Consider the following 25509-nt stretch of genomic DNA (forward strand, 5'->3'; position numbering starts at 1 on the left):
TAACATCCAAATATTAAACATATTTGTTTATTTTAATGCCGTAAAAAGCCCTTTATTTATATATATTATCGCTATTATTTATGGTTTTCAAATTAATAGTATCAAAATAGTATCAGTAACTAAACATTAATCATGACTTCTCATTTTATTAATTATACCTTTCCCAAATGGAGATAGTTGGTTAAATACCGTTCTATCTTTTTTTAGTTTAATTAACTTATTCTCAGTTCCGTTAGTATCAACATACCTAACTATTTTGTTACTAATTAAATTTATATCTTCTTTAGGAAATCCTAGATCAACCAAAATTCTTTCATATCCATCTTCTGAATCAGAATAAGCTTTTATCATATTCATACTTTGTATAAATGCCCTATTTTGTTCTCTATTAAATATCCCTTTCTCATCAAATAATTCATAAATGGTAATTATTTTCATCATCTTAAACTTTATGAACTCATCAATTTGAAATAACGTATCGATAAATAGATTTATATCTTCTGTTGTATATTCACTGTATGTCTTGATAAATTTATCAATTACAAATTTCATTCCTTTAGTAGAAACAAGCATATTGTATACAGGATCAAATGAAATATATTTTTCCTCGCTATTTTGATTATAAAACGAATATGTTTTTAATTTTGTTCCATTTAAATACTTATTATCCACATTCAATATTTTGAATTTGATATCTGATATTACCCTAATTTCCTTTTCATGATTAGTTATCCCATCAAAATTGTCTATGAATCTATCCAATATCTTAAATTCAATACCAGCTTCTATAATTTCGGCATATCTAATACCAAACTTTTCATCAAGTCTATTAGATAAACTATCTACACTCTCTTGCGCCTCCTGTGGTAATTCTTTATCCAAGTATAAGCATTCATCTTCAATACTATCAGTGCTTATTTCAGAACTTTCGAATAATATTTTCAAATCGATCCAATCATCAGGATTATACATCTCATAGGTCTCTTTATTTGTTATATATACTTCTCCACGTTTTGGATTTTCTATATTTAATCTACCTACTCTTCCAATAAGATTATTTAATTCAAAAACATTTCGAGGTTTGTCTACAATCACTAAATTATTAGTTGGAGTATTTATTCCCTCAACTAAAGTACTGGTACACAGTATAGTATGTATACATCCATCTAATTTGGCATATTCATTTTCTATATATTTTCTTAAAAAAATAGGGGTCTTTCCATGATGAATTCCAATTCCTTGCTTTAGGTATTCAACGTAATACCATTCAGGATGTATGTTTTCCGAAATCCATTCAATTATTTCATCATCGTAACCTTCATATTCGAAATTCATATGACTATTATTCTCCAAAAAACGTTTTATACGCCCTGGAGTTAAAAAGTACACAAATCTTTTTTCATCACTCTCTCCAAAGTAGTTCATCAACTCAGGGGTATAATTTATCTTATTATATACAATATTTAAATTTGTTATGAATTTTTCAATCTTTATGTTAGATCTGTCAAAACTAACACTCTTTATGAATGGTCCTAATAATAATATTTTATTGGCTCTATGAATTAGATACTTATATATGTAATTCATCTTAATTAATCTACTGTGCTCATTTCTTTTATCACTCTTTTCAGCAGAATCAATTGAATTAAGTTTATATATCTCATCATAAACCAACAAGTCTATCTTGTTTGCACTTAAATATTGCTGGAATAATCTTGTACTAATCCGCTCTGGTACAACTATTATTATTTTTTTTGAAGTATCATAATACTGTTTTAGTTCCGCATCAGACGTTATCAATGTATAGATTCTACCAAAATAAGAGAAACATTTTTCCCTTATTTCATTCATCAATGCAATAGTTGGTACAACAAAAACTACATCATCAATTTTCGAGGTATTACGCATGATGTATTCTAAAGCGATAAATGTTTTCCCGAAACTAGTTGGAGCGCTTATAAAGAGATTTCCTTTTTGAAGTAACTGTAAACATTGTTCTTGTTCACTTGTCATGGTTATATTTTTGTTAATCAAAGATTGCCTAGCTGCTTTATTCACTTTAGTAAAAAAGCTGTCACTTGTAGAATAAATATCTAAATCAGTAATGCCTAATAATGCTTCATCAACAAATTCGTCGTTGTATACTTGTCTTATTACCTTAATTCTAAGATTTTTCATACTTTTATCTAAATATTTCTGTTCATTCTCATTCATAATATTCTTTCCCTTCTAACATAGATTGGGCTTGAAAGAATTCTAAAAAATCATTTTTATCTAAGATTGGTAGTACAAATACTAAGGTTTCAAATTTTTCTTTAAGTTCTAAAAAATTACTGTTTTTTTCAATCATATTTTTTACTTCGTCTTCTTTATAAATATCATCACATATTAAAAAAATAATTAGTTTTTCTGTTACATCATCTGTTATTTCAACCAATTCATTTGTTCTATTAGTTTTAATATTTCTAAAAAGTTCAGCACTATAATTCATATCCTCATGCAAATCATCATTATGTTTTTCAAGTGAGTCTACAGCCTTATTTATTGCTTGATTCAAACTACTATAAAATTTTGCTTCTAAATAATATATTTCTTTTTTTTCTGGTATATATATTGAACCATCATTTCCATATACAGCCATTGAAGGGCTAGTTTTAAATATAAGCTTAGGATATATATATTTATCACCAATACTTTCAATAAACTCACTTACTAAAGTGTGCATAAGAAATTCACCTATATCTCCATGTAGCACTGTATGATTAATGTTTATTCCATCTTCGCTTATAAATCCTATATTTTGTAAAGCACTAAAATATTTTTTTGTAATTAAAGCTTGACTATATGTTAAATCAGGATTATAGGTACTTGCTAACTTTATAACATTATCTTTATTAAAAATGATATCTGATATTTTTTTGAACAAAATCTCATTATTCGATATTAACTCTTTCCAAGTAAAATATTTAAGTCTTATTTTACTTGAATATCTATCTAAGTTCTTATTCCTAAATTCTAGCTTGTTTTCAATCCGTAATACCTTGTAAAAAACACCTAGATCATATGTATTACTATTCCTAATGCCCAACTCTTCTATAAGAATATTCGATAATTCTTTAGCAACTTTATTAAAAATAAAGCTGTCATTAATAGCCGTAATTTTCCCTACCCTATAATCAACTTTTGAATTATTAGTAAAAGATATAATAAGAAATAAATTTTCTTGAGTTCTATGATATCGTTCATAATAATTTTTCACCTCTTCAATGCGATCTTGATACGTAATCTCTCCAGAAGCTTTAAATGTATTAAATACAAATTCCTGTGTCGTATAATGCACTAGTATCATCATTTTCCTTCAATCCCCTTATGATTAAAATATGGCTTATATACTATTGGCTTAAATTTGAATTGAATTATATTCTTGACTCCATACTATCACAAAATATCCTAAATTTAAACAATTTACTAATTCCCTCGTACATTAGAAGAATAATATTGTGAAATTCATTGATAAAATGAGAATCCGCCTTTATTGAATAATTTATAACGACAAAAATCCCTCAGGCTCTATCAACATAGCGAAAGGGATTTATCTGCCTTAAATTGTTATCTATCAGTAACATATAAATTTTTATAGAATGATTACTGCTTTATCTTTTTCGAAAAAAATCTACGCCTTCTTTAAATGCTTCTCTATAGATATAAAGAAAGGCTTCAACTTGATATTTTTCCAAAGCATCCAGATAAACAATTATTTCTGGATTCCATAATTCTTCTAACTGATCCCGCATTTGATAATAATATTTACTGTTTTCTTGGAACGCTTCATGATTACTGTCTGCCTCACAAATACCTTCTATACGTGCCAGACAAAACTGGTCAAAATCTTGTTCTATTGTTTGACTCTCCATCACATACTCACCTCTCTAGTAGTAAAATCAAAATAGCAGGTACTCCCTTGTAAACGAAAGTTGTTAGTTACCAATTGTAAATGATAAGTTGCTAAGATATCTTGTATTTCTAATTGTAAAATCGGCAATAACCTCTGCAAACGTTCCGTATCCTGAATATCAATCGAATAACTACAAGCTTTAGTCTGTACAACTAACTCTACCTTGTCAGTAACTCCATGTATACTTTGAAGGTGCACTGATAAATCTGGTTTTACTAATAATGAAAAACGGTCTGTCTTAATTTCAAATTTCATTCTCTTTCCCCTCCTCTTTAGCCACTATTGCATCAAAAGCTATTTGCATCCCTAACTTAAAACCATGTGTAAATGTTGCAACTAATTCAGTTAGCTGCTCCTCCGATTTTTGATGATATTGCTCTTTTATATAATTCTGTGCAGTATTTTCTATAAAATCACTCAAGATTTGCTCACCTCCTCCAAAAAAATTCTTCATAGCGAAATATTTCCCTATTACGAAACATTATAATGGAAATAGATAGTAAAATCAATATAATAATTCGTTATGACGAAATTATATGTAAGGTGGTGAAATTACGATGCAAAAGATAAGACCAGATATGGATATTGGAAAGAACATTCAACGACTAAGAAATGATTCCAAAATGACACAAGATCAAGTAGTAGCAAAGATGAATGTCATGGGATTAAATATTTCGAAAAGTACATATGCAAAATTAGAAACTAATCGCATGAATATACGTGTAAGTGAACTTGTTGCACTTAAAATAATTTTCAATGCTGAGTTTAATGATTTCTTTGAGGATTTGGTTTTGAAATAATACAAGTGAGTGCTGAGACATAGCTAAAATTCAGTATAAAAAAATGAGAATAGAAAAAGTAGGAAGCTTGTAACGCCATTTAACAAATGACGCATATACAAACTCCCTACTTATTTTTCATTTTGAGGCTCTTTTGTTTCAACTTTTTTTATTTAAATCTATACACAAAATGCAATGAATAAACACTAATCAGCATTTCGTTGTTTCCACAGCTCTATCAAATCAACATTATCGCTGTTGGGTCTATGACTCTTACAATCAATATAATCAATTTTAACCGTTAACGGAAGTTCAAATGAAGTTCCCGTTATTATACAACATCCTGATGATAAATTTGGAATATTTTGTCTTGATACTTTATCAAGTGTACTAATCGAAAATTCTATTAACCGCAAGTCATTATCATTTACTAATCTATGAATAAAATAATTGTGTAGTTGAGACATAATAGTTGGAGAAATGTCTGCTGGTCTCTGGCTTGCAATTGTTAAAAAATATCCAAACTTTCTTCCCTCTTTAATGATTTCTTCAAAAACCTCTAGTCTGTAGTCCTGCCATCCTTTATTTTCTGCCTTAGCAGAATCCGATAAAATGTTATGAGCTTCATCCACAATTAAATGAAAGGTTTTATTAATATTATCCTCATTAGCTACCTTATGCAACTCATAACTCATTTTTGCTAATAAAAGTGGTACTATTTTTTTTATATCTTGATTACAGTTTCTTAATGAAATTACAGTTAATAAGCTTTCAAAAGTATTATAGTTATCTTCTATTTCAATAATTCTATCGAATGATTTTTCGAGACTTTTTAAGCGAGATAACATAGGTTGAATATCATCCAACCTGTAATGACCATTATTTAATTCCTGTAGAAGAAAAATGTGCATAGCCGCTCTTAGTTTAGAAAGAAAAGGTAGTCCACTCTTTACTTTCATGTCTGAAATAGGATATTCATTACTATCAAAAGGTGCTATCTCATTTCCATAGTCTAATTTACGTTTTAATTCACCTTGTAATGACTCATACCTACCTTCTTCACTTCCTTCAATAAAGTCTTGCGATAAAATAGTAGCTAGTGATTTCACAGAATCGTGACTTGGTCGAGTATATGTTTTATTAATTTCCAAAGCTAGTATCTCATTAACAATACTTTCAAATTGATTATTAATACTTATTCGATCAATTATCCAACTTAAAAAAGGTTTTTGAGTTTTTTCAGTAGCAGAAAGTAATATACTTAAAATATCTTTATCCCATATTACTTTTTGATCAACAATCAATTTGTCGCCATTATCATTTCTAGTGTTTAGCGAAATAATTTCTTTTTCAGAACCCTTTAATAATTGTGCTCCAATATATTCACCATTAAAATCTAATAATAAAAAATTACTTTTCCCTTTAAAATCAAGATTGTTTTTATTGAATAATCCAGTATAAATTTTCGTTAAAGTATTTGATTTACCACTCCCCGTATTCCCAAAAATACCAATATGTGTATTGAATACAAGGCTCCAATCGAGCTTAAACTCTATTTCATCTATCAATGTTTGCCCAATTCTATAATTTTGATTATCATATTTTTTATTATTTTTCCCATTGGTTATAATATTTAAAATTTCGTCCTCATTTAGTAACACTACATCATTGTATATCAACGGATATGCAAGTATTCCAGCTATAAAAGCATCGTTGATAAAAGTACCGATAATTTTAATTTCAATTACTCGTTCAAACCTGTCCTTCTTGTAATGCATATCTTGAGAATCACTATACACATCACGAAGAAATTCTTTAACAACCTGCCCAACTATTTTATAGGGACCACGGATAATCCCAATAAAACTATTAATTGCGATACCTCTATATTTAAGTCCATTGTAAAAATAAGTAAACATATTCGAGTTTTCTTCCATCAAAACATTAACTTTAGTTCCTTCAATTTCTAATACTTTCCCTACTACTAAATCATTCATCTTCTTCACCATCAGACATTGGCGTTTGAGAACCCATTAAGGAATTTAAATAGTAAATATCTCCCTTAGGATAAGAAGTTTCAAAAAAATATTCATCTCCACTATCATCAATAATACAATAACTAGATATTTCAAAAGCATTAATACCTTCAGCAATTATTTCACTATCATCATTTTCATTTTCATTTTCAGAGCTTAGATATATATTATATTCCTTCCACAAAGGTAATTTGTACACTCTGTTACAACCATTTGAATCATACTCATATTCAGTAATTTCTTCATGATTAGAATTTGTAAATGTTAAAGACATATCTTCAATATCAAAAATGCTTACAAAAATTGTCTCAATCTTAGGTAATATTTCAATTTTATTATCTATAAATCCAGCAAACAATTCTTCAATTTTATGTCTTTGCCATAAATCATAACAAATAATATATACTTTTAAAAATGGGTTTGATAACGACCGTCCCACAATTTCTTTAATATGTTCATCTGCAAATGAAAATCCAACTACTATTAAGATAGTATTCTTTCTTTCTAATTCATAACTCAATAGACGCAGCATTTGATAATAATGCTGTTCAAATACTGTCTGAGAAAACTTATATTTTGTGGGATTTATTATTGCTAAGTCATTATAGTCTGAATGAAAATCCAGTAATAAGCTTTCTCCCACATCTGTTGCAAGATTGTTAATACGTTCTATCATCTCTTCCTTCGTGTTGCTAGTATCAATTATATTCTCTATTTGTTCAATATATATTTTTAATTCCTCATACTTTGCTAAAATATTTTCTTTATTATATTCAATTTTTATTCCTTGTGAAGTATCTTGCCAACTTACTGATCCATGCAGCTTAATTAAGTTGAAACTTGGTATCTCCTTCTTATAATTATCCTGAACGCCAGAGTGAGCAACATTTAAATGATAATTTTCAATATTAATATATTTGTCGATAAAGCCTCTACTTCCGTCATTAAAATAGTTCAATGGATTTTCTAATACAACATTATCAAACACACTCTCAAAAAACGTATCATAATTTGTTGTAAATATATTCATTCTTTTTGGTAATTGATACCCTTCTGTTCGCAATATATTTAGTCCGTTTCTAATAAAAATTTTATAGTTTTCGAATACTTGCTTATAATCTTCCGTTTTTTCATCATGCATAAACATTTTCACTATCCAGTTATGATAGTAAAAATAAAACAACATATATTTTGCGTTAGTATCAAGATTTGTGTCAGTCAACAAATCCTCTAAACTTGGTTTATTTTCTCCCAAAGATAAAGTTTTTATGAATGGGAAACTGGTTCCAGATCCGATTAAAAAATTTGTATTCTTTCCACTTATATCTTCATGAAATTTTATATAGCTTTCTTTTTTCATATATCATCCATCCTCTAGTATTTTTCTATTACATTATACCATAATTAAGCGCTTACTTTACGTGGTAATTTCGTTAAAATAGTATATTAATCATTCATTTGATAAATCTGTATATCTAAACTCTTATTAAACTCATATTCTCCCAGTAAAATCTCACTACTATTTATACCATACTCATTACATAGGTGTTTCTCCAAGCGTTTAATCATCAAATCTCGCAACAACATAACGGGTTGTTTTGAATACAAACCCTCTAACTCCTGCTTCAATTCTTCTTGTGAAAATAAAATAGCATTTATCCCTAAACTTATTGTACTTTGTTCCTTGGCTAGTAGAAATCTTGCTTTATTGAATTTATACCAACTGAGAATAAATTGTCTCATGTAATCTCTTAACTTTGTATTTTGCTCGTCTATATCTGTCCAGTCTAGCTCTTTCTTAACCATTTCCAAAAAATCTAGTCCTTGTCTACGAGGTATTGCAAGTATTTCTTCCTTTGATACAATACTATACTTTCGAAAAAAATCTACTGGATATTTTTCATCAACTAAATCCAAAATCCCCTTTCCAAGTGTCATATACTTAATTTGATTATCTCTAGTATCAATATCATCTTTTATCAAGTAATCTACCGTTATTTCAAATATTTTACATATGCGAATACAATTACTCAAAGTTGGTATCGCTTCTTGACGCTCCCATCTACCAATCATTTCTCGAGAAACCCCTATTTTTTCTGCTAATATATCTTGTGTCCAACTATTTCTTATACGTTCTTCTCTTAACTTTAAATGTAAAGCCATCTATTTACCTCCTTGTCATCGAAAATAGGCTTTTCTAAAACTGAAAAAAGGTCTTTACGTAATTTCTCAAGTTCATACATCACTTGGTTTATGCTGATTGGGTCACGTTTATCTGTTATACTCAACTTTCCAGAATCATCTATATGTAGAGCATCCATAATAGTTTCTGGCGATTTTACATTGTATGAATCCATCTCAACCATCCAAAAATGTAAATTAGATAGCGCTGCTTCACAACGATATGTATCTAGATCATATGCATCATCTTGTTTTAAGTGATCTTCATATGTTCGTGCAATAATATCGTATTTAGGAACAAAAATCCAATCTTTCTCATTAACAATATCATAAGTTTTCAAAAACTCAAATATATTCTCAACTTGACAGTAATCATAGATTTGTTTTCCAAATTGATAATACCTTTGATTTAAATCAAGGTCTGGATCTACATGGCTATCTAAAAAATCATCCGCTTTAATATTGTATAGGTTACATAAATATCTCAAGGAAGGAATATCAATTTCCGAGATGCCAAGTTCCCAATTCCGTATTCGCTCATCGGTTGTTACATTACCAGTATAATCTGTTATTTGCTTTGAAAGCTTTGTTAAGGTTAGACCACGTTTTTTTCTCTCTACTTCCAGTTGTTTATGAAACTCCATAAAACTACCTCCTCATTTCTATATTTATATCATATCAAAATAATGGTAATTCTTAAAGTAACCGTATACAGGTTTTTATCCCTTGTTTAAGTCTCTTTTGAGTTTTATTGCCTATTTAATATAGAAACATAACAAAATCGAAACAGTTGGCACAACTATTTCGGTTTTGTTATGGGAACAACTGAAACGAAGTGGAAGGCGTTAGCTCAATTACTTTAGTGTTCTATATCTGTATTCTTTGTATGATTCAACTTAAATACTTGCATCAAATTTTGTTCAATAATTCGATCCTGTTTTTGGACTTTCTTACACTCTTTATGCTTTTCATATAACTGTTCTCGCTGATTTCGCAAAGATTGTATTTGTCGATGTAGCTCATATTCCATCTGCTTACTTGGCTTTATATTAGCTTGTTTAAGCGTCTTAACAGCAGTTTTATATAATCGGTGTTCATTAGAGTTCAGCATTTGCTTATCCGTAGAATGATACGTCCCTTTTGTATTTTCATAAATATTGAGTTGCTTCAAAATAAATTGTGTATTAGCTAGTTTTATTTCAACCGCCTTCATTTCTGAAATATTAGCATTCATCATTTCTTGATTACTTATTTTTTTCCGTTCCCACTCTTCAAGAGAAGTAATCCCAAGATCCTTCAATAAATTTACCGTCTTCGCATTTTGTTTAAGGTTATGCAATTTCGCCCAATGTTCGTAGCCTTTACTTTCAATGACTTTCTTGTTATTTTCCAATGCAACCATAATACTAAGTGGCTCATTTTTCAGATTTATTTTCTTACCTTTTTTGATTGGCAGCTTATCTTTTTGTACGATACGTAATTTGATATTTTCTTCTGTATAGTTTTCGCCTAATTGCATCGCTCGTGTGAATCGTTTTTGTTTTTCAGCACGAAAAGCAATATGTTTTCCATATTTAATCTCATATCCTTGTGCTTGCATTTGGCTTGCGAAATCTTCGAATGTTCTACTACTTTGTATATACATATCAATGGCAGTTCTTAATTGTGTTTTCCAGCTGTTTCCTTGCTGATCCATTTGCCATTCATAGTGACTCTTGCCTTTATTTTGGTTTGGCGGAATCACAGAAAGTCCATGTTCTGCACACAATATATCGCTCGCCTCTCTCAGCTGATAATATGTTTTGGTACAATCATTATATTTTTTATGATCTACAAAGCTAGATGCGCAAAATATCACGTGATTATGGATATGTTCTTTATCTATATGTGTCGTTAGTATATATTCATATTTACCTTGCAAGTGTTGATCCAGTAATTGTTTACCGATTTCATGTGCTTGTTCTGGGCTTATTTCCTCTGGTTTAAAAGATTGAATAATATGATACGCTTTATTGCTACCTCCCGAACGATTATTTTGGTCTAAAGTTAATTCAAACTCTAAGTCGGCAGTTTCGGGTGCGCAGGCGTAACTATGAGCATATTTTGATTTGCTTGGGTCAAGAATATAATTTATTGCTTTATCAAGCGTTTTTTTGATAGACCATATCTTTGTAATCGCCATACTTTTTGCATCATCTCCTCTATTTTTTTGATATTCTCTTTTGAAATTTTATTATCTGTGTTTGCTACCCGTGCAATCTGGTTAATATTAATGCCAATTTTATTTAGCTCCATAGTAAGCTTTTTAGTTTCATCATAATTTGAAACAATAATCGCACCATCAATTGCCATCTTCCTTAGGTAAGCTTCACGATTTGTTATTCCTGCTTCTTTCATTTTCATTTCAATAAATGTTTTTTCTTCCTCATTAACTCTAAACTTTAAATCTATATTTCGATTTCTATTCGCCATTCTTTTATTTTCTTCCTTTCCAATTTTATTTTAAAAATAAGGGGTTTGGGGATTTCCCCAACAAGCAATTTCAAACACGAGTCGCGAATACGAAACGGGGTGAAATTTGGATATGGGGTACCATATCCAGTGCTTGCTTCTCTGTTACTTTTCAAATTTAAGTGATAATAAAAAGAAGAATGAAATTCACTCTTCTTCTCGAAATTTTTGAAGCAAGTCAATTGTGTAAGCAATAAGCTCTGCGGTTTCTTTATCAATTGATTGTGCGTTCTTCAATAGTTCATTAAACTCATTTATTTGATTTCTGAACGCTTTAAATACTCTTGGACTATAATTTACAGTTATTTCTTCTTTTAAAATCCTATGAATCAAATACTCTTGTTTATTGAGACCAGATAGTTTGACCAACTTATTCAAGTGCTCATTTTCTTCTGGTGATACTCTAAAGGCAACTATTTTATTTCTCCAACGTCCTTGTCTATCTAATGTTTTTACTGACATGATTAATTCCCTTCTTTCAAATTATTTAACGAATTAGCTATTTCATTTTGCTTCGTTGGGAAAAGATGAGCATAATGATACGTAATATCGATGCTTTCATGCCCAACTCGATCGGCAATTGCTACTGCTGAAAAACCCATATCAATGAGTAAAGATACGTGAGAATGACGCAAATCATGAATTCGTATTTTCTTGATGTTCTGTTCTGTGGCTCCTCGTCTCATTTCGCTATATAATACAGCTTTCGTGATAGGGAATATTCTGCTTTTTGGTTTGCAACCATATAATCGAGCAATATAATCCTGCATCTCATCAACTAGAAAATCAGGCATATTAATAATGCGCTTTCCTTTTTCAGTCTTTGGTGTTGTAATAATATCTTCCCCTTTAATTCGTTGATATGATTTAGTAATTGAAACTGTCCCGTCTTCAAAATTAAAGTCGGCTGGCGTTAAAGCCAATAACTCCCCTACACGAATGCCACACCAATATAAAATTTCAAAAGCATGGAAAGAAATATCTTTATCCATCATTGAATCTGAGAACTTGATATATTCTTCTTTTGTCCAAACAAGCATTTCTTTATCCGATTTTTTACTCCCCATACATCCTACAGTTCTTGCAGGATTAGATTTCAATTCATAAAAGCGAACTGCATGATTAAATATTGCTGTTAATTGATTATGAATTGTTTTCAAATACGTTGGTGAAAATCCTTTAGCTTTATCATTTCGATACCCAATCAATTCATTTTGCCATTGAATAATATCTGATGGTTTTATTTCGTTAATCTTTCGTTCACCAAAAGCAGGTATTATTTTTAGGTTTATGATATATTCTTTGCTAATCCATGTGTTGTACTTAACTCTAGTTTTTATATCGCTCTTATAAATATTCACAAAATCCTTAAACTTCATATTTAAGTTATTCTCACTTTGTAACTTAAAACTATTTTCCCATTCTTGTGCTTCTTTTTTCGTCTTGAATCCTCTTTTTAATTTTTTAACTCGTTTTCCCTTCCAATCTTGATAATAGAAAGAAGAAAACCAATTTCCTTTGTCTTCGTCTCGATATGCTGGCATTTATATTTCCTCCCTTCATTACATTCCATAAAATTGTTCTTCCAGATACTTTTTACTTACTTTGCCACGAATAGTACAGTAGCCTTTCTTTTCTAATTCCTTATTTAATTTTTGAATCAATTTATAAGCATAGGGCTTTGACATTCCAGTTATTTTTGCTACCTCACCCGCGCTAATAAATAAATCATTTGTCATCCATTCACCTCTCCCTTTGATTTATCTCTAAAATTATATTAAACATATTTGTTTATGTTTATTTATATATCATACTAAACTTTTTTGTTTAAGTCAACTAAAATTAAACAAATTTGTTTACTTATTTTTATTGCGATGATATAATGGCAATATAAGTTAGATAAGGGAGGCGCATAGCTATGTCAGTTGGCTCAAGAATTAGGCGCGTTAGAAAGTTTAGAGATATGACTCAAAAAGAATTGGGCATTGCATTAGGCTATGATGAAAAAAGTGCTGATGTTCGTATTACTCAATATGAAACTGGTACACGAACACCTAAAATAGATGTATTGAATGCAATGGCAGAAGTTTTGAATGTTAACGTATTATCTTTAAAAGAACCTACTCTTTATTCTGCCGAAGATATATTAAGTATCTTATTTGAAATAGATGAAGAAACGAATGTAAAACTTTTTGATATAGAAGATAATAGTGATTCATCCAATTCTGATACTAATATTGGTGTTGTTATTAATTATCGTGTACTTCAAGATTTTCTAAAAGAATGGAAGCTAAGAAAACAAGAACTAAGCGATGGAATAATTACAAAAAGTGAGTACACAGAATGGAAAATTAATTGGCCATATACTGCTGATGATTGCGGAAAAATTGAACCCAAAATACAATGGAAAAATAATAAATAGTATCAAAACAGTATCAGAGACTCCTATAGACGCAAAAAAAGCCCTAAAAATAAGGGCTTTTTTGGTTTTCTTATTTACTCCCACTCCACAGTCGCGGGCGGCTTACTCGTAATATCATAAACAACACGATTCACATGCGCTACTTCATTCACGATTCGCGTTGAGATCAACTCCAACACTTCCCATGGAATCCGTGCCCAGTCTGCTGTCATGCCATCAATCGAAGTTACCGCGCGGATAACAACTGTGTGGTCGTACGTACGGCCGTCGCCCATCACGCCTACGCTGCGGATGTTTGGTAGTGCCGTAAAGTATTGCCAAATTTCGCGGTCCAAGCCGGCATTCTTAATTTCTTCGCGTAAAATGTAGTCAGAATCGCGGACGATTTCTAGTTTCTCTTCCGTGATTTCGCCTAGTACGCGGATGCCTAGTCCTGGTCCTGGGAACGGTTGGCGCCACACGATTGCGTCAGGCATTCCTAACTCAAGTCCCAGTGCGCGAACTTCGTCTTTGAATAGTGTGTTTAGGGGCTCAATCAATTGGAACTGCATGTCTTCTGGCAAGCCGCCAACGTTATGATGGGACTTGATGGTTTGTGCTGTTGCTGTTCCGCTTTCGATAATATCGGTGTACAGTGTTCCTTGTGCTAGGAATTCAACGCCGTCAAGCTTGGTTGCTTCGTCGTCGAAAACGTAGATGAACTCATTACCGATTGTTTTACGTTTTTGCTCAGGGTCGGAAATACCGGCAAGTTTTGTCATGAAGCGTTCTTTGGCGTCGACTTTGATAATATTCATGTGGAAATCGCCGTATAGCGTCTCCATCACTTGTTCTGCTTCGCCTTTACGTAGCAAACCGTGATCGACAAAAATACATGTTAGCTGATCGCCAATTGCTTTGTGAATCAGGACGCCGACTACAGAGGAATCCACGCCGCCAGAAAGGGCTAGCAGGACTTTTTTATCGCCGACTTGTTCGCGGATTTTAGCAACTTCCACGTCAATGAAGTTCTCCATCGTCCAGTCGCCTTTACAGCCACAGATGTTTAACGCGAAGTTTTTCAGTAGTTCGTTGCCGTGAACGGAGTGTTGTACTTCTGGATGGAATTGCACGCCGTACATTTTGCGGTCTTCGTTTGTGATTGCCGCAATTGGACATGAAGCGCTGGTAGCAGTGACTTCAAAGCCTGCTGGTTCTGCAACGACTAGGTCACCGTGACTCATCCAAACAACTTGCTCGGTCGGTAGTGCTGCGAAAAGGCGGGACGGTTTCTCAACGTTGATGGTTGCTTTGCCGTACTCGCGGTCTTTTGCGGGCTCTACTTTTCCAGCGAAGTGGTTCGTCATCAGCTGCATGCCGTAACAAATGCCGAGGATTGGAACGCCCATCTCGAATAGGTCTTCGTCGCAACGGAACGCGCCTTCATCGTAGACACTGTTCGGGCCGCCGGAGAAAATAATTCCAGTTGGATTCAGTGCTTTCATTTCTTCCACCGTGATTGTGTGTGGGTGTAACTCACTGTACACGCCAAATTCACGGATACGACGCGTAATCAATTGGTTATACTGACTGCCAAAATCAAGAACGATAATTTTCTCTTGCTCTGTAAAATCTTTCATATTCCTTCACAAAACCCCTTTAAAATTTATTTATGTAAGTTGCGCGTGTTTCAAGTTCTTCTCTTTATTGTAACGTCTGGCCTGCATTCTTGCAACCGTAAAAATCGGGATTTATCAATGTCAGCGCTTGCTTTAAAATAATGTCTCCTCGCATCCTTCCAAATGCCAGAGAGTCCATATTCGCGCACGGGATTTCAAGCTCATTCAAGATAGCTTCGGCGTTTTTAAAAAGATATTTAACTTGCGGCGACACGAGAACGGCATCCACTTTTGCGTAGCCTTGAAGACGCGAGGTTGTCACCATGCCAATTGGCCCCATCACAACGACGAGATCTTTATCTTGGTGGGATTCGAAGCGATTGTATTTGAGATCTTCGGGAAATAAAAGTGCAGCGGTCATGCCCTGTTTCTCGGCTTCTTTGACAACATTTTGTGCCATCAAACTTGACGTCGCACCACCCGCACAAACGATGAGTAGTTTTTTCATTTGTAAACTCCTTTCATGCCAAAAACTGCTCTTGGATTCAAGAGCAGCTTTGTAAATTTATAGTCCTTTTCCGCCGACGACGTCCATGCTTACGCTTTTTTCGATGGATTCGATAAGTGGTTTTGCGCGTTCAATCACGGCTTTTACTTCTTCATTGTCGAGCGATGCTTTGTGATGTCCGGAATCTGTCCAAACCTCTGTCACAATCACCGTATCGGGGTCGTCTTCGTTCACGCTAACGACATATTGGATGCACGCGTTGTATTTATCAAGCCCAGTCGCTGCCTCCAGCAAAATATTGACGAGCGCTTTCCTGTTTCCTGGATGCGCTTTGAACTTTGTAATTAAGCCAAATGCGATTTTCATTGTCATCTCCTCCTCAAAACTAGTTTTTCCAAAAGTCATCAAAGATTGTGATTGCCATGTGGCGCTTATGTTGTGTTTTTAAATACCAATTTTCGATTTGAATCGCAATTTCTGTCGGGATTTTTTTGCCTTCTAGATAGTCGTCGATGTTGTCGTATGTGACACCGAGCGCGACTTCATCGGGTAAGGCTGGTTTATTTTCTTCAAGATCCGCGGTCGGTTTTTTCAGATAGAGATGTTCTGGGCAACCGAGCGTTTTGAGAAGCGCCTTGCCTTGGCGTTTGTTCAAGCGAAACAGTGGATTGATATCGGTTCCGCCATCGCCGTATTTCGTGTAAAAGCCTGTCACAGCCTCAGCGGAGTGATCCGTACCAACGACGGCGCCATGATTCATCGCCGCAATGCTGTACTGCGCCTTCATCCGTTCTCGTGCTTTTTCGTTGCCTTTCGCAAAATCAGAAAGTTCGATATCCGCGTCTCGCAATGTCGCCGCGCTCGCATCTACAGCCGCTTTAATATTGATGGTCACGACGCGATCTGGCTCGATAAAGTCAAGCGCGTCCTGACAATCCGCCTCGTCAAACTGCGTCCCGTATGGCAAGCGTACCGCGATAAATTGGTAGGACTCGTCTCCCGTGGCTTCGCGCAATTCGCTGATCGCCATTTGTGACAATTTCCCAGCAAGTGTGGAATCCTGACCTCCAGAAATGCCAAGTACGAGCGATTTGATAAATGGATACTTCGTCAAATATGCCTTTAAAAACTCCACACTTTGGCGAATTTCCGCGGTTTCATCAATTTTTGGTAACACATGCATTTCTGCAATAATCTGTTTTTGTAAACTCATTCTTTTGCCCCCTTCACTTGCTTAAAATGGAATATCAAAGTTGACCGGTGAATGTTTCTGTACGGTTTTGCGGACGTTTTCGATATTTTGCATTTTATTTTTCCAACATTTCACGCTTAAATCTACGGGGTATTGTTCCGGTCGAACTGTCCGTTGATATTCATCCCACAGCAAGGCTAAATTTTCTTCTTTGTATTGGCGCGTTTGTTCTAAAGTTGGCCTTTGATATACTAATTCCCCTTTTTCGTAAATTGGAACCAATAATTCTTTTGCGGTGAAATTTGTGACTTCTTTTGTGATGTATGTGTGGATTGGATGGAACATCGTTAATGTGTCGACGCCTTCCAATGACTCGTTTTCCAAGCAAATGTAGTCGCCTTCTGCTTTTGGTCCATCTTCGTTTGTGATGATGCGATAGACTTTTTTCTTCGCGGGTGTCGTGACTTTTTCGGTATTGCTGGAAAGTTTGATAGAGTCTTGTAAAACATCGTTCTCATCGGCGATTGCGACCAATTTATAGACCGCACCGAGCGCTGGTTGGTCGTATGCCGTAATCAGTTTCGTGCCCACGCCCCACGCGTCGATTTTCGCTTTTTGCGCTTTCAGGTGGAGGATCGTTGTTTCATCTAAATCACTCGACGCAAAAATTTTCGCATCAGGGAATCCCGCTTCATCCAACATTTGGCGCGCTTTTTTCGATAGGAAGGCCATGTCTCCGCTGTCCAAACGAATGCCGATAAAATTGATGTCATCGCCCATTTCTTGCGCCACTTTAATCGCGTTTGGAATGCCCGATTTCAGCGTATCATACGTATCTACAAGGAAAATCGAATCTTTATGCGTCTGGGCGTAGCGTTTGAAAGCATCGTATTCATCGCGATAAGCCTGAACCATCGCATGCGCCATCGTTCCCGAGATTGGAATCCCGAAAGTTTTGCCCGCGCGAATGTTACTTGTCGAATCACAGCCACCGATGTACGCCGCACGTGCGCCCCAAAGTGCTGCATCCATTTCTTGTGCGCGTCTCGTACCAAATTCAGCAAGCGGTTCGCCTTCCACGACATTTTTAATCCGCGCTGCTTTCGTCGCGATTAACGTTTGGAAATTCACAATGTTAAGTAGTGCCGTCTCGATTAATTGCGCCTCTGCAAGGTTCGCCTCGACTTGAATGATCGGTTCCGTTTTAAACACAAATTCGCCTTCCACAACCGAGCGAATCGTCCCAGTGAACCGTAAATTTTTCAGATAATCAATAAATTCCTCTTCAAAAGCCGTTTCTTCGCGTAAATAAGCAATATCTGTGTCGGTAAATCGCAAATTCTCCATATAGTCGATAATGCGCTCAAGCCCTGCAAAAACGCAGAAACCCGTGTCAAACGGCATATCGCGGAAAAAAACCTCAAAAACAGCGCGTCGTTCATGCATATTATCATCCCAATACGCCTTCATCATATTAATTTGATACAAATCAGTGTGTAACGTTTTACTATCATCTGGAAATAAAGTCATACTCCATACTCCTGTCTATGTTTTCTTATAAAACATCATAGCTTAAATTACGCAAAAAAGCGAACTAAAGGAGCTTGATTTAACTTTTCTTCTTCATGCAGCGTTTTGATCGGTAATTCAACAACAAAAACGCTGGTAGTCACATCCAAGCCCACCAGCGTCCCATTCCCTATAAGTTAAATCGATATCCCGCGCCCCAAATCGTTTCAATCGACTCAGAATGCGCGCCATGCGTCTCCAATTTCTCGCGGATTTTCCGAATATGCACAACAACAGTCGACACATCTCCCGCCGCTTGCATTCCCCATATTTGCTCAAAAAGTTGCTCTTTATTCCAAACCCGATTCGGCCGCTTCGCCAAAAAAACGAGCAAATCAAATTCCTTCGTTGTAAAAATAATTTCCTGATCCGCCACAAAAACTTTCCGACCATCCAAATCGAGCGTCAAGTCATGCACTTGCAAAATCTCATTTTGTGTCCCAATATTACTTTTTGCCAAGCGCTCATATCGTGCCAAATGCGCCTTCACACGCGCTACTAATTCGCTCGGACTAAACGGTTTCGTAATATAATCATCCGCGCCAAGCCCGAGCCCACGAACCTTGTCAATATCTTCCTTCCGCGCTGAAACGAGTAAAATAGGCACTTCCTTCTTCGCTCGAATTTCACGACAAATATCAAATCCACTCATATCTGGCAACATAATGTCCAGTATAATCAAGTCGAAATCCTCTCCCAGCGCCCGTTCCAGCCCCTTCAAACCATTGCTCTCAATCGTCACTTCCATGTCGCTAATCTCCAAATAATCACGCTCTAACTCCGCAATTTCCAACTCATCTTCCACCAATAAAATCCGTTTCACGCTTCATCCTCTTCTTTCTTTTTCAAGCTCAGTTTAATAGACACGCTCGTCCCGATACCCAGACTGCTTATCGCCCAAATCTCGCCGCCATGCTCTTCCACAATCTGTTTCGCAATCGACAAGCCCAGTCCACTTCCACCAGTCGTCGAATTCCGCGACACCTCTTCCCGGTAAAATCGGTCAAAAATCGCCTTCATCCCATTATCCGAAATACCTTTACCGTTATCATGAATCGTGATTATCGCATCCGTTTCGCGTTTTTCAAGCTGAATCCTGATATTTGCCTGCGCTTTATCCATATACTTGATACTATTTTGAATCAAATTCTCCAAAACCCGTTTCAATTTATCGCGATCAGCCACCGTTACAAGTTTTTCCTCAGGAATCACCAACTCAAAATTCGCTTTTGCAAAACTCAATTCCGACTCTTCGGCGACTTGTGCCAACAATGCATTCAAATCCACATTTCTAAAATAAAACGGTTCTTTATGCAAATCAAGCTTCGAAAATAAGAACAATTCATCAATCAAAGCATTCATGTCCTTCGCCTTCGCATGCGCGATTTCCAAATACTTCGCCTGTTTCTCCGGCGTGTTCGCGACACCATCTTGAATCCCTTCAATATAACCTACAATCGACGTAATTGGCGTTTTTAGATCGTGCGAAATATTCGATAATAGCTCTTTCCGGTTGTTTTCATATTGTTCTTGGACCTCTAGCGATTTTTTAAGCCTGATTCGCATTTTTTCAAACGTTGCAATCAGTGTCGAAATTTCATTTTTCCCTTTCGGCTCTTCCATTTCAAAATCGAGATTTCCCGCCTCAATCTTCTCCGCGCCTTCCTTGAGATGAACAATCGGCCGAATCACGCTTCTAGCAACAAAATAGCTAAGCAATCCAATCACCAAAACGCCGAATAACAAAATCGCACCAACTATCAAAGCGCCCCATTTTTGCAACACTTCCATATAGGAATTCTCCGGCTGAAGCACCATCACGCTTCCCTTCGAACCATCTGAATAAAGATAGTCAAACTTGATATAACGGAACAAATCGCCTTGATTATCAATCGTTCCGCGCATATTTAAGTTATTTAGCTCATAATCCGGCTGATGCACGAGCAGCGATTTCTTAGATAAATCCGAGGAAGAATACACAATCGTATCATTTTTTCGCACTACGATTTGCACATCACTTTTCTCCAACAGCTTAAAATTCTGATATTCTAATAACTGATCCGGCGTACTTTTTGCCATCATTTTCAGCTCTAAAAAAGCATTTTCTTCATCCGTTGAAAGCGGACGTTGAAGGGTTGCTGATTTATATAATTGTCCTGGTGAAGCCCCTGTTAGCGTGCATACACCCAGAAAAAAAGCCGAAATCAAAAAGGCTCCCGTCAAGATGATTACCGCGATATAAGATAGCATAAATCGTAATTTAATGGACATACTGTTTTCCTCATTTCGTCTTACTCTACAGCAAGCATATAGTGAAACGGCTTTTTTAACAAGGGATTTTGCGCTGATTTAAGGAAGTTTTAAGATTCTATACAAAAAGCTGCGAAAAACGGTTTTTGACGACACCATTTCTCGCAGCTCTTATTTCATCCTAAGTCATCTTTAATTTTCGACGTCGAAATGCCATTGGTTCTCGGCAAATAGACCACTTCGCAATAATCTTTCAGAAAGTCAAATTCACCTTTCCAATCATCACCCATCACAAAAATATCGATATCGTGATCCTTCACGTCTTGAATCTTCTGCTCCCAATCACTCTCAGGAATGACCTCATCGACATACCTAATCGCCTCTAAAATCAGCTTGCGATGCTCAAAACTATGATAAGCTTCTTTATGCTTAATCCGATTAAATTCATCCGTCGAAATCGCGACAACCAAATAATCACCTAGCGACTTCGCACGCTCAAGTAGCTTGATATGACCCCAATGCAGCAAGTCAAATGTGCCGTATGTAATCACTTTTTTCATGAAAACACCTACTTTCCTAGTCACTAGTATACCAAGAATAAGCCGTTTTCGCCAGCCTATTCTCGCTCCATTTCCTCTTGTAAAAATGCCACAAAACGCTTGCTCGATTCCCCGTCCGAATATTTATTCCAACGCGCACTGAACTCGCGTACCGCTTCTGTGTCCATCGCAGGATTTTGTATCGCGGTCACAACCTCCGCAGTCGTCTTGCAAAGCGGCCCTGGAATCTGCTCCAAATAGCCATCTGCCAAGCCTCGACTCGCATCATACGCCTCCAAATCATACGCAAAGAAAATCATCGGCTTCTCGAAAAAGGCAAATTCAAAAGGAATAGAAGAATAATCCGTAATCAGCACGTCCACCATTGGTAACAGCGCCTCAAGCTCCGTTTCTTTCTCCACATAAACACAAAAATCGTCGTCCTTCTTCGGCAAATCAGCCAACATCGACGGGTGCAATTTCAACAACAGTTTGTATTCCTTCCCAAACGCAATCTTCATCGCAGCAACGTCCAAATGCAACTTCGCCTCGGCCAGTTCCTCATCACGAAAAGTCGGCGCGTATAAAAGCACTTTCTTATCTTGAATCGCATATTTCGCAAGCCCAGCACGCTTATTCTGCGCTAAAGTCGCCTCGTCAAAATAATAATCCGTCCGCGGCACGCCCATCTTGAGCAGTCGCGAATCATCCACTAAAAACGAACGCTTGAAAAGCTCGCCCATCTCATACGATCCGATAACCACCTTCGAAAAAGTCTTATACACCGCTTGAAAACGTTTTTTATCCGAGTCCGAGCGTTTTTGCGCCGCTTTATCTTCCCAGCCAAACTTCTTCAACGCACCGTTCGCATGCCAAATTTGTACACATTCCATGGAATCCCGCCACTTCACAGCCGCTAATTCTGGAAAATAGTTATCCGTCACGACCACTTTTGCCGTGCTCAAATGAAACATCAAGCGAATCAGATTCCCGTTCGTTTTCGGCAATGAACGCATAAAATTACGCGCCATCCCATCCACATTTAAACGCGGATCATAAAAAACAATCGTTTCCGGCATAAAATGCGATTTCTCCATCTCACGCAATATCGCTCCTGGATTCTCCGGAAAACTAATCAACATCACCACTTTTTGCTGCACTGGGAAACGCCCAAACACAAAACCTAACACTCGAATCATCATCATATAAAGTTTTATTGCTACATTTTTCATTTCTGACACCTACTTTTTAAAGACGATTTTCACAGTTTTTTCCGCTGCGTGCCCGTCCTCCCATTCACAAAATTGCTGGAAGAATTGGCTATTACTCTTGGCTGGTTGCTCCAATATTGTTGCTATTTCATCCATCAGCTGCTCGCTTGTCTCCACTAACGGACCTGGTGCATTTTTCTCAAAATCAAAATAAAAACCTCGTAGCGTATCACGATATTCCGCCAAATCATACGTGAAGAAAATCATCGGCCGATCCAAATTCGCATAATCAAAAAAGACAGAAGAATAATCCGTAATCAGCATATCACTCACCAAATACAAATCGCGAATATCATCATAAGACGACGCGTCCCGAATGAAATCACCATACTGCGCAAAGTCAAACTGCTCCGCCACCAAATAATGCATCCGGACAAGCAACACGACATCCTCGCCGAATCGCGCCTTCATTTTTGCAACATCGAATTTCAAATCAAATTTATATTCACCAACTTTATGAAAATCATTATCTCGCCACGTCGGTGCGTACAAAACCACTTTTTTCCCAGCTGGAATCTCGAGTTTTTGACGAATCCCAGCAATCAACGCTTCCTTGTTCGGACTAAAAAGCACATCATTTCGCGGATATCCCGACTCGATCATCGCCCCATCGTACCCAAACGCACTACGAAAAATCTTGCTCGAATACGCATTCGGCGAAATCAGATAATCCCATTTTGCAGCTTCCCGCACGAAATCATCCTTATATTGTGCCGTCGTCTGACCAGGCATATGCACCTCGTCGATATCCACACCAAGCTTCTTAAGCGGCGTCCCGTGCCACGTTTGCACATATACCGTTTTCTTCGGCTTCGGCAATTCCAGCGGCAAACGACTATTCGAAATCCAGTACTTCGCCCGCCCCATCGTAAACAACCACTTCACCGAAAAGCGCGCCACATAAGGAACACCATGCTCCTCAAAAAGCTTCGTATAACGCGGATTCACACTCCATAACAACGTATACTCCGTTTCATGCTCCTTCATATACTCATAAATCGCTCGCGGATTACAGCTATATTGTTTACCCGAAAAACTCTCAAACATAACCAAATTCTGTTTTCGCGGTAGCAATCCCGCTAATCGAAATAAAAAATAATACACCGTTTGGATTAATTTTGCCATCTGTTGACCCTCTTATCTCTATTGATTCAGCGCTCGTTTTAGCTTTAGTCGCCGTTTTACTCTCTGTCTCAACTCAGCCGTTAAACGGAAATGCTCCAGCTCCACTTTCCGATTCTCGTTTTGATAAAACCACTTGCCGCGCAATTCCCAAGGCCTCAAGCGAATTTTAGCCGTTCGAATCGTTCCTGCAGGTCGCACAACAACGTCCCAAATCAATTGGTCCTCCGACCGTTTCACGACCACTGCTTTTTTAGTTGAAAATAATGTTTTTGCGGCGAAGAAACTCTTTTCTGGCAAAGTAACACGCGATTCCTCGATATCAGAAAAAAGTTCCGCATGCCCATTCGGACGCCATTTTTTGTGTAGTGTAACGGCCGGAATATCCACAAGCGGCGCCGTTTCAAATCGAACTGGCCAGCCATTTTTGCGGAGCGACAACATCATTTCCTTCACCGGTTGCGCCGTATCAAGTTCCCACACATAACGCTCCTCAATCTCACTAAAAATTCGCTGAAAAACAGTCACAAAAGCCGTCTGCTCCTCGTCCGTCAGCACCTCACGAAAATACACATGCTCTTTATAAAAATACAATTTCGCGTGATAACTAATCAAATATTGCACATACGGAATGACCGCCCCAAACTTCGCCTTCGAATCACGCAAATACGTCTGATAAACAGCCTCCAAAAACGGCTGATAACGCGACTTATCCTGCCACGACTTATTCACGAGCGACCCCTTCTCTTTCATATCTCGATAGTAAAAATAACCAACATTCGCAACCACGCCATAAGCCTCATCATCCAGCAACAATTTCGTAATCAGCAGCTGATCCTCGCCAAAATGAAGCGATTCATCAAACGCCAATTGCTTCAGCCTATCGAAACGCAAAAAAGTTCCACCGATATAAAAATGGATCGCCTTATAGTCCTCTAAAATATTAACGACGCGGCTCCCCTGCTCAAATCGCGTGTTCAACTTATGCGCACCGATTTTTTTGCGAGTTCCCCAATCATCTAAATAATAAAACGGTGGGACCATCATATTGACCTGCGGATGCGTTTCCGCAAAATGAGCCATTTCACGTATCATATGTAACGAATATACATCATCCGCATCTAAAAAGCCAACGAAATCAATATCGTTTCTGACATGCATCAAGCCAATATTACGCGCACGAGCCGGCCCACCATTTTTGATATGAATTTGATAGATATTTTTCGGATGTTTTCTGACTAATGCATCTGCAATGTTCCCACTTTTGTCAGTACTACCATCGTTGACAAGGAGGATTTGAATATTTTCGGTAAACCCGTATGATTGTTTAATGATACTTTCCACCGATGTTTCCAAGCGATTCTCGGCGTTGTAGAACGGTATTATTATCGCAAATTTCATTTAATCACCCCATTTAGAATAGGGTTATATCCTTTGGAGAAGAGATATAACCCTGGAAAAGACTGTTGTTGTTGCGATTCTTATGAAGCGTTTTCTGCTGAATTAGAACCGCAATATGAGTGTGAGCGCAGCGAGCATTCGTTCCTTGCCCTGCTTCACACCCAAGTGCCTACGA

Annotated in this window: 27 protein-coding genes; 2 read left to right on the plus strand and 25 right to left on the minus strand. The window is 36.3% G+C overall.

Annotated features, from left to right (window positions below; all coding sequences use genetic code 11):
• Window positions 1–126: 126 nt before the first annotated feature.
• From EP58_RS08910 to EP58_RS17590, 5 genes are all read right to left on the minus strand, one after another.
• The gene (locus tag EP58_RS08910; RefSeq protein ID WP_036092602.1) at window positions 127–2214 is read right to left on the minus strand and encodes a DEAD/DEAH box helicase; all 2088 of its coding nucleotides are present in this window, start codon (window positions 2212–2214) and stop codon (window positions 127–129) included.
• Window positions 2207–3352 carry a Hachiman antiphage defense system protein HamA gene (locus EP58_RS08915; protein ID WP_036092605.1) on the minus strand — a complete coding sequence of 382 codons (1146 nt, stop codon included), beginning with the start codon at window positions 3350–3352 and terminating at the stop codon, window positions 2207–2209. The genes EP58_RS08910 and EP58_RS08915 overlap by 8 nt, the downstream gene beginning before the upstream one ends.
• Before the next feature lie 301 nt (window positions 3353–3653).
• Complete coding sequence (locus EP58_RS08920; protein WP_036092608.1) at window positions 3654–3914, minus strand: hypothetical protein; 261 nt, start codon at window positions 3912–3914, stop codon at window positions 3654–3656.
• Window positions 3914–4210 (minus strand): hypothetical protein, encoded by a 297-nt coding sequence (locus EP58_RS08925; RefSeq protein WP_036092611.1) that lies wholly within the window; start codon window positions 4208–4210, stop codon window positions 3914–3916. Before EP58_RS08925 ends, EP58_RS08920 begins: the two co-directional genes overlap by 1 nt.
• A complete protein-coding gene (locus tag EP58_RS17590; RefSeq protein ID WP_167333279.1) occupies window positions 4200–4376 on the minus strand; it encodes a hypothetical protein in 177 nt (58 codons plus the stop codon). The genes EP58_RS08925 and EP58_RS17590 overlap by 11 nt, the downstream gene beginning before the upstream one ends.
• Window positions 4377–4512: 136 nt before the next feature.
• On the opposite strand from EP58_RS17590, the gene EP58_RS08935 reads away from it, so the two are divergent.
• Entirely contained in the window at window positions 4513–4755 is a 243-nt protein-coding gene (locus tag EP58_RS08935; RefSeq protein ID WP_036092617.1) for a helix-turn-helix domain-containing protein, read from the plus strand.
• A gap of 185 nt (window positions 4756–4940) precedes the next feature.
• Here EP58_RS08935 and EP58_RS08940 read toward each other — a convergent pair whose 3' ends face one another.
• The 9 genes from EP58_RS08940 to EP58_RS08980 all read right to left on the minus strand — a co-directional run bounded on the left by EP58_RS08940 (window position 4941) and on the right by EP58_RS08980 (window position 13201).
• Window positions 4941–6731 carry an ATP-binding protein gene (locus EP58_RS08940; RefSeq protein ID WP_036092619.1) on the minus strand — a complete coding sequence of 597 codons (1791 nt, stop codon included), beginning with the start codon at window positions 6729–6731 and terminating at the stop codon, window positions 4941–4943.
• Entirely contained in the window at window positions 6724–8130 is a 1407-nt protein-coding gene (locus EP58_RS08945) for an SIR2 family protein (RefSeq protein ID WP_052171415.1), read from the minus strand. The genes EP58_RS08940 and EP58_RS08945 overlap by 8 nt, the downstream gene beginning before the upstream one ends.
• An 86-nt stretch (window positions 8131–8216) precedes the next feature.
• The gene (locus EP58_RS08950; protein ID WP_036092622.1) at window positions 8217–8933 is read right to left on the minus strand and encodes a helix-turn-helix transcriptional regulator; all 717 of its coding nucleotides are present in this window, start codon (window positions 8931–8933) and stop codon (window positions 8217–8219) included.
• Entirely contained in the window at window positions 8918–9595 is a 678-nt protein-coding gene (locus EP58_RS08955; RefSeq protein ID WP_036092623.1) for a helix-turn-helix domain-containing protein, read from the minus strand. Before EP58_RS08955 ends, EP58_RS08950 begins: the two co-directional genes overlap by 16 nt.
• Before the next feature lie 215 nt (window positions 9596–9810).
• Window positions 9811–11133 (minus strand): relaxase/mobilization nuclease domain-containing protein, encoded by a 1323-nt coding sequence (locus tag EP58_RS08960; RefSeq protein WP_036092625.1) that lies wholly within the window; start codon window positions 11131–11133, stop codon window positions 9811–9813.
• A complete protein-coding gene (locus EP58_RS08965; protein ID WP_036092628.1) occupies window positions 11082–11423 on the minus strand; it encodes a plasmid mobilization protein in 342 nt (113 codons plus the stop codon). Before EP58_RS08965 ends, EP58_RS08960 begins: the two co-directional genes overlap by 52 nt.
• A gap of 186 nt (window positions 11424–11609) precedes the next feature.
• The gene (locus EP58_RS08970) at window positions 11610–11924 is read right to left on the minus strand and encodes a plasmid mobilization protein (protein ID WP_036063424.1); all 315 of its coding nucleotides are present in this window, start codon (window positions 11922–11924) and stop codon (window positions 11610–11612) included.
• A 2-nt stretch (window positions 11925–11926) separates the two neighbouring features.
• Window positions 11927–13006 (minus strand): site-specific integrase, encoded by a 1080-nt coding sequence (locus EP58_RS08975; RefSeq protein WP_036092631.1) that lies wholly within the window; start codon window positions 13004–13006, stop codon window positions 11927–11929.
• 18 nt (window positions 13007–13024) lie between these two features.
• Entirely contained in the window at window positions 13025–13201 is a 177-nt protein-coding gene (locus EP58_RS08980; RefSeq protein ID WP_003736261.1) for a phage-related protein, read from the minus strand.
• Window positions 13202–13380: 179 nt separating this feature from the next.
• On the opposite strand from EP58_RS08980, the gene EP58_RS08985 reads away from it, so the two are divergent.
• A complete protein-coding gene (locus EP58_RS08985) occupies window positions 13381–13884 on the plus strand; it encodes a helix-turn-helix domain-containing protein (RefSeq protein ID WP_036092632.1) in 504 nt (167 codons plus the stop codon).
• A 74-nt stretch (window positions 13885–13958) separates the two neighbouring features.
• Here EP58_RS08985 and guaA read toward each other — a convergent pair whose 3' ends face one another.
• From guaA to EP58_RS09040, 11 genes are all read right to left on the minus strand, one after another.
• Window positions 13959–15503: a glutamine-hydrolyzing GMP synthase gene (gene guaA / locus EP58_RS08990; RefSeq protein ID WP_036092633.1), complete on the minus strand. Its 1545-nt coding sequence runs from the start codon at window positions 15501–15503 to the stop codon at window positions 13959–13961.
• 64 nt (window positions 15504–15567) lie between these two features.
• Window positions 15568–15990, minus strand: coding sequence for a PTS sugar transporter subunit IIB (locus EP58_RS08995; RefSeq protein WP_052165083.1), 423 nt, complete (start codon window positions 15988–15990; stop codon window positions 15568–15570).
• A gap of 57 nt (window positions 15991–16047) precedes the next feature.
• Window positions 16048–16356: a putative quinol monooxygenase gene (locus EP58_RS09000; RefSeq protein WP_036092636.1), complete on the minus strand. Its 309-nt coding sequence runs from the start codon at window positions 16354–16356 to the stop codon at window positions 16048–16050.
• 19 nt (window positions 16357–16375) lie between these two features.
• Window positions 16376–17203, minus strand: a complete 828-nt coding sequence (gene nadE / locus EP58_RS09005; protein ID WP_036092638.1) for an ammonia-dependent NAD(+) synthetase — start codon at window positions 17201–17203, stop codon at window positions 16376–16378.
• Window positions 17204–17224: 21 nt separating this feature from the next.
• Window positions 17225–18712, minus strand: a complete 1488-nt coding sequence (locus EP58_RS09010; RefSeq protein WP_036092641.1) for a nicotinate phosphoribosyltransferase — start codon at window positions 18710–18712, stop codon at window positions 17225–17227.
• Between the two features lie 169 nt (window positions 18713–18881).
• Window positions 18882–19574 carry a response regulator transcription factor gene (locus EP58_RS09015; RefSeq protein WP_036092644.1) on the minus strand — a complete coding sequence of 231 codons (693 nt, stop codon included), beginning with the start codon at window positions 19572–19574 and terminating at the stop codon, window positions 18882–18884.
• Window positions 19571–21022: a sensor histidine kinase gene (locus tag EP58_RS09020; protein WP_036092646.1), complete on the minus strand. Its 1452-nt coding sequence runs from the start codon at window positions 21020–21022 to the stop codon at window positions 19571–19573. The genes EP58_RS09015 and EP58_RS09020 overlap by 4 nt, the downstream gene beginning before the upstream one ends.
• 155 nt (window positions 21023–21177) lie before the next feature.
• Entirely contained in the window at window positions 21178–21561 is a 384-nt protein-coding gene (gene tagD / locus EP58_RS09025) for a glycerol-3-phosphate cytidylyltransferase (protein WP_036092650.1), read from the minus strand.
• 56 nt (window positions 21562–21617) lie between these two features.
• The gene (locus EP58_RS09030; RefSeq protein WP_036092653.1) at window positions 21618–22772 is read right to left on the minus strand and encodes a CDP-glycerol glycerophosphotransferase family protein; all 1155 of its coding nucleotides are present in this window, start codon (window positions 22770–22772) and stop codon (window positions 21618–21620) included.
• 9 nt (window positions 22773–22781) lie between these two features.
• Complete coding sequence (locus EP58_RS09035) at window positions 22782–23936, minus strand: CDP-glycerol glycerophosphotransferase family protein (protein ID WP_036092655.1); 1155 nt, start codon at window positions 23934–23936, stop codon at window positions 22782–22784.
• A gap of 18 nt (window positions 23937–23954) precedes the next feature.
• Entirely contained in the window at window positions 23955–25334 is a 1380-nt protein-coding gene (locus EP58_RS09040; RefSeq protein ID WP_036092657.1) for a glycosyltransferase family A protein, read from the minus strand.
• Window positions 25335–25509: the final 175 nt, after the last annotated feature.

The organism is Paenilisteria newyorkensis (assembly GCF_000766145.1).
Taxonomy (GTDB): domain Bacteria; phylum Bacillota; class Bacilli; order Lactobacillales; family Listeriaceae; genus Listeria_A; species Listeria_A newyorkensis.

Bases quoted from the DNA above. Each gene is read 5' to 3' on its own strand.
- EP58_RS08965 (WP_036092628.1), bottom strand. From the start codon at position 11,423: ATGGCGAATAGAAATCGAAATATAGATTTAAAGTTTAGAGTTAATGAG.
- EP58_RS08995 (WP_052165083.1), bottom strand. From the start codon at position 15,990: ATGAAAAAACTACTCATCGTTTGTGCGGGTGGTGCGACGTCAAGTTTG.
- EP58_RS08975 (WP_036092631.1), bottom strand. From the start codon at position 13,006: ATGCCAGCATATCGAGACGAAGACAAAGGAAATTGGTTTTCTTCTTTC.
- EP58_RS09040 (WP_036092657.1), bottom strand. From the start codon at position 25,334: ATGAAATTTGCGATAATAATACCGTTCTACAACGCCGAGAATCGCTTG.
- EP58_RS08935 (WP_036092617.1), top strand. From the start codon at position 4,513: ATGCAAAAGATAAGACCAGATATGGATATTGGAAAGAACATTCAACGA.
- EP58_RS09035 (WP_036092655.1), bottom strand. From the start codon at position 23,936: ATGGCAAAATTAATCCAAACGGTGTATTATTTTTTATTTCGATTAGCG.
- EP58_RS08945 (WP_052171415.1), bottom strand. From the start codon at position 8,130: ATGAAAAAAGAAAGCTATATAAAATTTCATGAAGATATAAGTGGAAAG.
- EP58_RS09020 (WP_036092646.1), bottom strand. From the start codon at position 21,022: ATGTCCATTAAATTACGATTTATGCTATCTTATATCGCGGTAATCATC.
- guaA (WP_036092633.1), bottom strand. From the start codon at position 15,503: ATGAAAGATTTTACAGAGCAAGAGAAAATTATCGTTCTTGATTTTGGC.
- EP58_RS08915 (WP_036092605.1), bottom strand. From the start codon at position 3,352: ATGATGATACTAGTGCATTATACGACACAGGAATTTGTATTTAATACA.
- EP58_RS08955 (WP_036092623.1), bottom strand. From the start codon at position 9,595: ATGGAGTTTCATAAACAACTGGAAGTAGAGAGAAAAAAACGTGGTCTA.
- EP58_RS08985 (WP_036092632.1), top strand. From the start codon at position 13,381: ATGTCAGTTGGCTCAAGAATTAGGCGCGTTAGAAAGTTTAGAGATATG.
- nadE (WP_036092638.1), bottom strand. From the start codon at position 17,203: ATGAGTTTACAAAAACAGATTATTGCAGAAATGCATGTGTTACCAAAA.
- EP58_RS09010 (WP_036092641.1), bottom strand. From the start codon at position 18,712: ATGACTTTATTTCCAGATGATAGTAAAACGTTACACACTGATTTGTAT.
- tagD (WP_036092650.1), bottom strand. From the start codon at position 21,561: ATGAAAAAAGTGATTACATACGGCACATTTGACTTGCTGCATTGGGGT.
- EP58_RS08925 (WP_036092611.1), bottom strand. From the start codon at position 4,210: ATGAAATTTGAAATTAAGACAGACCGTTTTTCATTATTAGTAAAACCA.
- EP58_RS09000 (WP_036092636.1), bottom strand. From the start codon at position 16,356: ATGAAAATCGCATTTGGCTTAATTACAAAGTTCAAAGCGCATCCAGGA.
- EP58_RS08980 (WP_003736261.1), bottom strand. From the start codon at position 13,201: ATGACAAATGATTTATTTATTAGCGCGGGTGAGGTAGCAAAAATAACT.
- EP58_RS08920 (WP_036092608.1), bottom strand. From the start codon at position 3,914: ATGGAGAGTCAAACAATAGAACAAGATTTTGACCAGTTTTGTCTGGCA.
- EP58_RS08950 (WP_036092622.1), bottom strand. From the start codon at position 8,933: ATGGCTTTACATTTAAAGTTAAGAGAAGAACGTATAAGAAATAGTTGG.
- EP58_RS08960 (WP_036092625.1), bottom strand. From the start codon at position 11,133: ATGGCGATTACAAAGATATGGTCTATCAAAAAAACGCTTGATAAAGCA.
- EP58_RS08910 (WP_036092602.1), bottom strand. From the start codon at position 2,214: ATGAATGAGAATGAACAGAAATATTTAGATAAAAGTATGAAAAATCTT.
- EP58_RS09030 (WP_036092653.1), bottom strand. From the start codon at position 22,772: ATGAAAAATGTAGCAATAAAACTTTATATGATGATGATTCGAGTGTTA.
- EP58_RS08940 (WP_036092619.1), bottom strand. From the start codon at position 6,731: ATGAATGATTTAGTAGTAGGGAAAGTATTAGAAATTGAAGGAACTAAA.
- EP58_RS08970 (WP_036063424.1), bottom strand. From the start codon at position 11,924: ATGTCAGTAAAAACATTAGATAGACAAGGACGTTGGAGAAATAAAATA.